This is a genomic window from Scopulibacillus darangshiensis, assembly GCF_004341035.1.
In the GTDB taxonomy this organism is placed as follows: domain Bacteria; phylum Bacillota; class Bacilli; order Bacillales; family Sporolactobacillaceae; genus Scopulibacillus; species Scopulibacillus darangshiensis.
The window spans coordinates 1-9,416 of sequence record NZ_SLXK01000075.1; the positions used below are offsets into that span (position 1 = coordinate 1).

The 9,416-nt window shown below is 42.2% G+C and carries 9 protein-coding genes and 2 pseudogenes; all 11 read left to right on the forward strand.

Translation table 11 applies throughout. The features are described 5' to 3' along the window. The first annotated feature begins 190 nt into the window (after window positions 1-190). Complete coding sequence (cysK, locus tag EV207_RS22570) at window positions 191-1,111, forward strand: cysteine synthase A (RefSeq protein ID WP_132748658.1); 921 nt, start codon at window positions 191-193, stop codon at window positions 1,109-1,111. Between the two features lie 137 nt (window positions 1,112-1,248). Then, window positions 1,249-2,676 (forward strand): anthranilate synthase component I family protein, encoded by a 1,428-nt coding sequence (locus EV207_RS22575; protein ID WP_132748660.1) that lies wholly within the window; start codon window positions 1,249-1,251, stop codon window positions 2,674-2,676. Between the two features lie 2 nt (window positions 2,677-2,678). Further along, window positions 2,679-3,263 (forward strand): aminodeoxychorismate/anthranilate synthase component II, encoded by a 585-nt coding sequence (pabA, locus tag EV207_RS22580; protein WP_132748662.1) that lies wholly within the window; start codon window positions 2,679-2,681, stop codon window positions 3,261-3,263. Further along, on the forward strand, window positions 3,260-4,135 hold the full coding sequence (gene pabC / locus EV207_RS22585) for an aminodeoxychorismate lyase (RefSeq protein ID WP_132748664.1): 876 nt from the start codon (window positions 3,260-3,262) through the stop codon (window positions 4,133-4,135). The genes pabA and pabC overlap by 4 nt, the downstream gene beginning before the upstream one ends. A 70-nt stretch (window positions 4,136-4,205) precedes the next feature. Then, window positions 4,206-4,994: a dihydropteroate synthase gene (gene folP, locus EV207_RS22590; protein WP_132748672.1), complete on the forward strand. Its 789-nt coding sequence runs from the start codon at window positions 4,206-4,208 to the stop codon at window positions 4,992-4,994. Then, entirely contained in the window at window positions 4,972-5,334 is a 363-nt protein-coding gene (gene folB, locus EV207_RS22595; RefSeq protein WP_132748665.1) for a dihydroneopterin aldolase, read from the forward strand. Before folP ends, folB begins: the two co-directional genes overlap by 23 nt. Next, complete coding sequence (gene folK / locus EV207_RS22600) at window positions 5,334-5,864, forward strand: 2-amino-4-hydroxy-6-hydroxymethyldihydropteridine diphosphokinase (RefSeq protein WP_132748667.1); 531 nt, start codon at window positions 5,334-5,336, stop codon at window positions 5,862-5,864. The genes folB and folK overlap by 1 nt, the downstream gene beginning before the upstream one ends. Continuing rightward, entirely contained in the window at window positions 5,816-6,019 is a 204-nt protein-coding gene (locus tag EV207_RS22605; protein ID WP_132748669.1) for a helix-turn-helix domain-containing protein, read from the forward strand. The genes folK and EV207_RS22605 overlap by 49 nt, the downstream gene beginning before the upstream one ends. Window positions 6,020-6,090: 71 nt before the next feature. After that, window positions 6,091-6,222 (forward strand): annotated as a pseudogene (locus EV207_RS23615) (tRNA dihydrouridine synthase DusB); the annotation flags it as partial. A gap of 175 nt (window positions 6,223-6,397) precedes the next feature. Further along, window positions 6,398-7,897: a lysine--tRNA ligase gene (gene lysS, locus EV207_RS22615; protein ID WP_132748670.1), complete on the forward strand. Its 1,500-nt coding sequence runs from the start codon at window positions 6,398-6,400 to the stop codon at window positions 7,895-7,897. Window positions 7,898-8,483: 586 nt separating this feature from the next. Continuing rightward, a pseudogene (locus EV207_RS23255) lies at window positions 8,484-8,741 on the forward strand (group II intron reverse transcriptase/maturase); the annotation flags it as partial. Window positions 8,742-9,416 lie beyond the last annotated feature (675 nt).

Sequence of the window (9,416 nt, forward strand, 5' to 3'; positions counted from 1 at the left end):
GAATGCTAAATGAAAGCCAGCGCCTTTAGACGCCGGCCGGTAGTTTAGGCTTATAGCCTTTGTGCAAACCACCCTTTGGAAGGGTGGTTATGATTCAAATTAGCGAATATATTGACAATGCCAAGTATGATTGGTAAGATTCATTTAAATCCAAGTGTTTTACTATGAATTTATATTGGGAGGCGTTGAGATGAGAGTTGCAAATTCAATCGTTGATTTAATCGGCGAGACACCAATTGTTAAATTGGGTCAATTGACTGGGGAACATGATGCAGAGCTTTATGCGAAATTAGAGTATATGAATCCAGGCAGCAGTGTCAAAGACAGGATTGCAAAGGCTATGATTGAGGCCGCAGAACAAGATGGCAAAATAAAGCCAGGAGACACAATAGTAGAACCGACGAGCGGGAATACTGGAATTGGTTTGGCGATGGTTGCAGCGGCCAAAGGTTATAAAGCTGTATTAATCATGCCTGATACTATGAGCACAGAACGGCAAAAGCTGCTTCGGGCTTATGGTGCTGAGCTTGTTTTGACACCGGGATCTGCAGGGATGAACGGCGCTATCGCAAAAGCCGAGGAGCTTGTCCAGACAAAGGGTTACTTTATGCCTCAACAATTTAAAAATAAGGCTAATCCAGAAGTCCACAGGTTAACGACAGGAAAAGAAATCGTGGAACAAATGGACCAACTCGATGCTTTTGTAGCCGGTATAGGCACCGGAGGGACTATTACCGGAGCCGGGCAAGTCTTAAAGGAAAATTTTAAGGATATTAAAATCTATGCAGTTGAACCTGAGGATTCTGCTATTTTATCGGGGAAAGAACCTGGTCCGCACAAAATTCAGGGATTAGGAGCAGGTTTTATACCTGAAACGCTTGATACAGAGGTATATGACGAGGTCATCACTGTGGCGAACGATACGTCAATGACATATGCCAGGCTTGCGGGAGATAAGGAAGGCGTCTTAGCTGGTATTTCATCAGGTGCAGCGATTTATGCAGGCATTCAGGTTGCCAAAAAGCTTGGCAAGGGCAAAAAGGTTTTAACAATATTGCCAAGTAATGGGGAAAGATACTTAAGTACAGCCTTGTATCAATTTGAAGATTAATATGTAAACGATGGGACGGGGTCATGCCAAGGTAAAGGTTTTTGGTTAATGGCCCCGTTTTTGTATTGACGGCAATCCATTTCATGATTACCTTAAAAGAAGTGGGAAAAAGATATGAAATGGATGTGAATTGAACATTGACGATACAATTGACAGAATATATTAATGTCGCTTATAAATATAAAGAAAGTCACTTTTTTGACCTTTACGAACGCTTGGCGTCTAGACACACGCACTCCATTCTGCTTGAAAGCGGATTAAGGGGAGATATGTCCGTTATTGGTTTTTGTCCCTACGCTATTCTAAAAGGAAAGGATCATGTTCTGACAATAGAAACCAAGCATTCAATTGAAAAAAAGGAAGGCCCTTTGCTTGAATCTATAAAAAGCTGGATGAAAGAAAATGGCGAATACCGGGAATCACCGCCTCACCCTATCTCACAAAGTGTAATGGGTTATCTAAGCTATGATTTGGCACGTGATATAGAGCATCTTCCTAACTTGGCAACAGATGATTTGGACCTCCCTGACATTTATTTATTAGCCTTTCAAGCTGTTCTCGTTTTTGATAAAAAAACATCAATGCTCCATGTCTATATTCACGATGTGGACCATGAACCGGTCAATGCTTTATTTGAGAAGATTGACGAGGAGATTCTAAAGGATACAGACATTTTGGATAGGGCAAGCGGAGACTTGCCTCAAGCGGAGACTCTGTTTGCAACCGTGTCAATGGATGAAGAAGGTTTTGTCCGGGCGGCAGAACTTGCAAAGGAGTATATAAAAGCGGGGGATACTTTTCAAATCAACTTGTCTGTTCGGGGGCAGCAGCCTTTATTAAGCGAACCGATAAGTATTTATAAGAAGCTAAGAGAGTTGAATCCTTCACCTTATATGGGATATCTGTCTTTTCCTGAATGCCAAATTATTTCAGGTTCACCGGAGCAGTTAATAAAAAAAGAAGGACATCTGCTTTCAACTAGGCCGATCGCCGGCACACGATCACGGGGCAAGGATCATGCTGAAGAGGCACACTTAGCCGGGGAGCTTTTATCAAGTGTTAAGGAGAGAGCAGAGCATCTCATGCTTGTCGATCTGCTTCGCAATGATTTGGGAAGGGTCAGCCGATATGGAACTGTCGAGGTGGACGAGCTTTTAACAATTGAAAAATATTCACATGTGATGCATCTCGTATCCAATGTTCGTGGTATACTGGACGTTGAAAAAGATATGTTCGATGTCATAAGAGGTATTTTTCCGGGAGGCACGATAACGGGTGCACCAAAAATAAGAACAATGGAAATCATTGAAGAGTTGGAGCCCGTCCGCAGGGGATTGTATACAGGCTCGGTAGGCTGGATGAGCTCTTCTGGAGATATGGAATGGAATATTGCCATCCGGACAATGATTGCCAAAAGTCAGGTGGCCTATGTTCAGGCCGGGGCCGGGATCGTTTATGACTCGAATCCGAGACATGAGTACAAGGAATGTCTCAAAAAAGCCGCTGCATTATGGCGGGCAAAACAGTTGAGTGAGTTTTTAGATGAGCAGAGAGGAGAGAGTTAAGCATGATTTTAATGATTGATAACTATGATTCATTTACTTACAATCTTGTACAATACTTGGGGGAACTGAAGGAGGATATTAAGGTTTACAGAAATGATGCCATAACTGTATCGGATATCCATAAGTTGAACCCCGACATTATTATTATATCTCCAGGCCCATGTACCCCTGATGAAGCGGGAATCAGCATGAAGGTCATTCGTGAATTTGCTGGAAGCATCCCTATTCTTGGTGTTTGTTTGGGTCATCAAGCGATTGCTCAAGCTTTCGGAGGCCGTGTTATTCGGGCGGAAAGGTTAATGCATGGAAAGACGTCTTGGGTTCATCATGATAATAAAACGATATTTAAAGGGCTTAGTGAGTCCTTTGAAGCAATGCGCTATCATTCTTTAATTGTTGAAAAAGGGACACTTCCTGATGTTTTTGATATTTCAGCTTGGACATCTGAAGGTGAAATTATGGCGATACGGCATAAGACGCTGCCTGTTGAAGGTGTCCAATTTCACCCGGAGTCGATCATGACGGCGGAAGGTATGGATATCATGAGAAGCTTTTTAAATCAATATGCCGGTGAGAAAATGCCATGAAACTTTATATAAACGGCGAGTATTTAGATGAACGGGACGTTCGGATATCTCCTTTTGATCATGGGTTCCTTTACGGGCTTGGCGCATTTGAAACCTTCCGGACGTACAATGGCAAGCCAGTTCTATTTCACAGACATTGGCTCCGGCTCGCCAGTACTCTAGAACAATTAGGTATACGTTTAAATGTCTCGAAAGAGGATATGTTTTCAGCCATTTCCGCATTATTGAAAATAAACGGCCTATCCGATGGCCGTTTTCGACTTAATATCTCGGCTGGAGAAAGCAGTGCTGGTTTGAATACTGAATACTATATGGATCCCACGGTTATTTTGTTTGTTAATCAGCTCCAGGAACAACCAAAGACTAAAACTGCCAAATGGCTTAGAGTAAGAAGGAATACCCCGGAAGGTGACGTGCGGATCAAATCGCATCACTATTTAAATAACATTCTTGGCAAGCGGGAATTACTCAATGAGGTAAATGTTGAGGGACTTTTCTTAAATGAGGAAGGATTTATAACTGAGGGTATTGTGTCGAATGTATTCTGGGTGAAAAATAAAGTTTTGTATACACCTGCTGTGGATACGGGGTTGCTGGCAGGGATAACAAGGGACTTTGTGATTGAGTGTGCTGGTAAAATCGGTGTTCGTGTGCAAGAAGGTTATTTCTTGCCGAGTGAAATAGAAAATGCTGATGAGGCTTTTATAACAAATAGTATACAGGAAATCATGCCGCTCACAGCCATTGAAGGTTACGCGCTGCCAGGTGATAAAGGCACCGTGACCCAAGAGTTAATAAAACAAATGAAACAAGCTATAATAGATCTTGAACTTTTTCTAAGGCGGTGTGAGGAAAGTGCTAAAAGTAAATAATAGCCGATTGCCATATCAGCATTTGGATATTCGCGGCCACCGGCTTGATTATAGTAAAAAAACAATTATAATGGGTATTTTAAATGCCACTCCAGACTCCTTTTCGGACGGAGGGCGTTATGATCGGATTCAAGAGGCAGTTGACCATGCTATGGAAATGATTCGGGATGGTGCGGATATTATCGATATCGGCGGTGAATCCACCCGGCCTGGGCACGAATTTGTCCCAATGGAAACTGAACTTGAAAGGGTTATTCCGGTTATTAAGGCAATTCGGGAACGTTCAGATGTCCCTATTTCTATCGACACCTATAAAGCAGGCACGGCAAAATTGGCTTTAGAAGCTGGTGCGGATATTATCAATGACATTTGGGGAGCAAAGGCTGACCCGGACATGCCGCGCGTTGCTGCAGAATTTGGCACGCCAATTATATTAATGCACAATCGTAATAATATGGACTATACGGATATGATTTACGATATGATGAAGGATTTAGAAGAGAGCATCCAACTTGTTATTGAGGCTGGATTGCCGAAAGATAAGATCATCATTGATCCAGGTATTGGGTTTGCGAAAACATCCGAAGATAACCTTGTTGTAATGAAAAACCTGGAAGCCTTTAAGGAGCTTGGATACCCGGTGCTATTGGGAACCTCTAGAAAATCATTTATCGGCAAAATCCTAGGAACTAATACGGACGGCAGAATGGAGGGAACCGGAGCCACAGTTTGTTTGGGTATTACAAAAGGCTGCCAAATCGTACGTGTTCATGATGTTAAGCCTGTGGCGCAAATGGCAAGGGTAATGGACGCCATTTTAAGAGAAGGTGACAGTGTTGGACAAAATTTATTTAAATAAAATGGCCTTTTACGGCTATCACGGTGTTTTTGGTGAGGAGAATAAGCTAGGGCAGCGTTTTTTCGTTGATATTGCTTTAGAAATAGATCTTAAGCCGGCTGGTTTAAGTGATAACATTGAAAAGACAATTAATTACGCTGACGTCTATAATCTTACAAAGGAAATCGTTGAGGGTCCGGCAAAACAGCTTGTTGAAGCAGTGGCCGAAGCGATTGCTGATAATCTTCTTAAGACATTTCCCAATGTGTTGCAATGTCAGGTCAAAGTGATTAAGCCTGATCCTCCGATTCCAGGTCATTATGACTTTGTTGCCATTGAAATTAGCAGAGGCAGAGAATAATGGAACTGCGAACTGCTTATATTGGCATGGGCTCCAATGTTGGCGATCGTGATCAATATTTGAAAAAGGCTTTGGAGAAAATAGAACAAACAAACGGCATTATGGTCCGATCCTGTTCCTCCATTTATGAAACGGTTCCATATGGACCAGTTAAACAAAATGATTTTTTAAATATGGTAGCAAATGTTCAAACGGTAATGTCCCCTGATGAGCTATTGCAGACACTGCAAGCCATTGAACGGTCTCTTGACCGAAAAAGGGAAATTCATTGGGGCCCTAGGACAATTGATCTTGACATTTTACTGTATGATCATGAGAATATTGTAATGGAACATCTAAAGATTCCCCATCCCGAAATATCAAAACGATTATTTGTTGTCAAACCATTGAAAGAAATATATCCTGAATTAATCATGCCTGATACAAGTCAATCATTGAAAACAATTTATGAGCGTTTGAAGGATGAAGAAGGAGTGCGTCTATGGAAAGAAAACAATGGGGAAGGAGAATTCGGGCTTTTCGAAAACTAAAAGGTTTGACTCAAGAGGATCTCGCCCGTAAATTAGGGGTTTCGTTATCAATATTAGGAGAGATTGAACGGGAAAATCGTACCCCCACACCCGAGCTTGTTCAACAAGTTTCTGAAACACTTAATGTATCTATAGATGAGATTTTAGTTAATTGACAAATTAACAAGGTGATGAAAATGCTTTAAATTGGACCAATCCAATTAAAAAACCAGGTTGTAATCCTGCCTTAGCAAAGCTCAAAGGCGAACGCGTGGCGGTTAAGGAAATGAGAAAGCATGCCGCTTGGTATTTGAAAGGTTTGCGCGGTGGGAATGACGTCCGCAAAATAGTCAATGTCTGCGAAGGGGGCGACGACTGAAAAGGATTCTTAACCAGTTTATTGACAAAATCACAGTTGAACAGTCATCATAACAGGCTTTAGGTTGACAATGCCAATTTGCTTCTCTATAATTCGAGCTAGATAATTAACTGCCGGTGCAAACTGGCAGTTGTTTTTCATTTCGATCGGTTTTGATAAACAAGGAGATGATGGGATGAGTCAGGATATTGAAATGAACGACCTGCTCTTATCAAGAAGAGAAAAGTTGAATACCCTCATTGAAAAGGGTATTAATCCATTTGGAGGACGTTACGAGCGCACTCATACGGCTGAAGAGATGGTTGCACAGTATGGGGACTACACCAAAGAAGAATTGGCTGAAAAGGAGTTCACAGTCACTCTTGCCGGCCGAATCATGACAAAGCGCGGTAAAGGGAAAGCCGGCTTTGCTCATATTCAAGACTTAACTGATAAAATTCAAATTTATGTTCGTAAGGATGAAGTCGGTGATGAACAATATGAGCTATTTAATACGATAGATATCGGCGATTTTGTAGGGGTGCAAGGGATTGCTTTTAAAACAAAGGTTGGAGAGCTGTCCATTAAAGTCCAAGATTTTAAGATTCTATCTAAAGCAATGCGCCCGCTTCCTGATAAATTCCATGGTCTTAAGGATATTGAACAACGCTACCGTCAGCGTTACCTAGACCTAGTTATGAATCCTGATGTTAAGCAAACTTTCATTTCCAGGAGTAAAATTTTAAGATACATGCGCGAGTATTTAGATGAAAAGGGCTTTCTTGAGGTTGAAACACCGACAATGCACAGCATTCCCGGAGGTGCAGCCGCTAAGCCGTTTATCACTCACCACAATGCCTTAGATATTCCGCTTTATATGAGAATTGCAATTGAGTTGCATTTGAAGCGTTTAATCGTTGGCGGTATAGAAAAGGTATATGAAATTGGACGAGTTTACCGGAATGAGGGTGTCTCAACGCGTCATAATCCTGAATTTACAATGCTGGAACTTTATGAAGCCTACGCCGACTTCCAAGATATCATGTCGTTAACTGAAAACCTTATTGCATACATTGCCAAAAAGGTTCTTGGCACAACATTAATTAATTACGGCGATCAAGAAGTGAATTTAGAACCGGAATGGAAAAGGGTCCATATGGTTGATGCTGTTAAAGAATTGACAGGTGTTGATTTTTGGCAGCAAATGACGGATGAAGAGGCACGCCAGCTTGCTCGCGATAATAATATCGCAATCAAAGAAAGCATGTCATTTGGCCATGTAGTAAATGAATTTTTTGAGCAAAAGGTCGAGCATACACTTATACAACCAACTTTTGTATACGGGCATCCGGTTGCAATCTCTCCTTTGGCCAAGAAAAATACTGAGGATCCAAGGTTTACCGACAGGTTTGAATTATTTATTGTCGGGCGTGAGCACGCTAATGCATTTAGCGAGCTTAATGATCCAATCGATCAGCGCGAACGATTTGAGGCACAGGTCCGTGAAAGAGCGGAAGGAAACGACGAAGCCCATATGATGGATGAGGATTTCCTTGAGGCTCTGGAGTACGGTATGCCTCCTACAGGCGGATTAGGCATTGGAGTTGACCGCCTTGTCATGCTCTTAACTAATTCTCCGTCGATTAGAGATGTTCTGCTGTTTCCACAGATGCGTAATAGAGAAGATAATAAATAAATTTTAAGGAGCGGTGACAGCCGCTCCCTTTTCTATATGTGTGCCCGGCATGGGTGCAGACTATAGGGTGCATGTCCCGAACAGTGAAGGCAGTAGTAGCTGTAGCTTAAGACAAGGATATGCGGGGCGGCCTTCACATCTGAAGGAAGTCAGCGGCAAACTTCCGCCCCGAGGGACACGAATCTCATATAAGGCTAGGTGACATTGGATAAGTCTGCATAACAAGATAAAATCCATACTGCCGAAGGTGTCACAGAATAAATGAGGCGGGGACATGGAAGGTAAGTCTGTACTCTTACCCGGGGAGAACCTGTTGGCACGCCGTGCACACACGGTAAGCGTACTCGAGACGGGTGCGTTGAACGACGGGCTTCAGCAGAAGTCATAGTACTTGATAGCTTAAGATATCAAGGAAGGACTGAACCGGTTATGGAGAGTCACGCCTTGGCGTACATATCATTCGATGAAACAGAAAGCGAAGGATACCTTACCGGAGGAGGAAGTAATGAATTTACGTGGGACTCCGGGAGGGTGGAGAACAGATATGACACAAGAAGGAAAAGGACTCACGCAGGAGGATATATCAATGTTAATGAAACGAGTGGTGTCAAATGAAAATGTTCTTCGGGCCGCAGAACGAGTGGGCAAGAACAAAGGTAGCCATGGCGTGGACGAAATGGATGTAAAAGACCTACAAACCCATCTCCACGAAAATTGGCGACAAATTAGACAGGGGTTACTAGAGGGAACCTATTAACCCCAACCCGTTCGCCGAGTCGAAATCCCGAAACCAGGCTGCGGTTTGCGCAAGTTAGGCATACCCACAGTGACGGACCGTTTCATTTAACAGTCGATCGCCCAAGTTCTTACACTGATTTTACACAAAACCCTTGGTAACACGTATTGGTGTCACCAAGGGCTAAAGAGCTTAACGGCAAGATATAACTTTCTTCGTCAGACATAACTTGGAACCGCCGTATACGGAACCGTACGTACGGTGGTGTGGGGGGCGTGAAGGTTAGTCACCTTCCCCTATCCCAATTTTAAACTATTTTATAGATGGCTTACCTCGTTAAAGGTTAAATAGGGTTAGAAAAAAAACTTGATGTCTACCCGCTGCGGTGTTAGTATTAATTTCACCGCCTATAATTTGTTGAAGAAATAAATTCAAGAATACCTATTGACACAAATCATTGTAGGTGATATTATTATTAGCGTCGCTTTAAGCAACCAACTTAAAAAAAGATTTAAGATGTGTTGACAAGGCGAATATAACCGTGTATAATCAACAAGGTCGCTCCTTGAAAAAGGAAAGACCAAAAAAGAAAGTTGTTGACAAACAACGACATAATATGATAAGATAGTTAAGTCGCTGTTAAACGACATTCGAAAAATTAAAACAATTGACCAACGCGCAAAAAAACGTGTTGTCACGCAAGTCGAAGTAAATCGAGAAGAGAATGCTCCTTGAAAACTAAACAAAAGCCAAGCGTGATTGAAAAGGGCAACCTTTTGAATT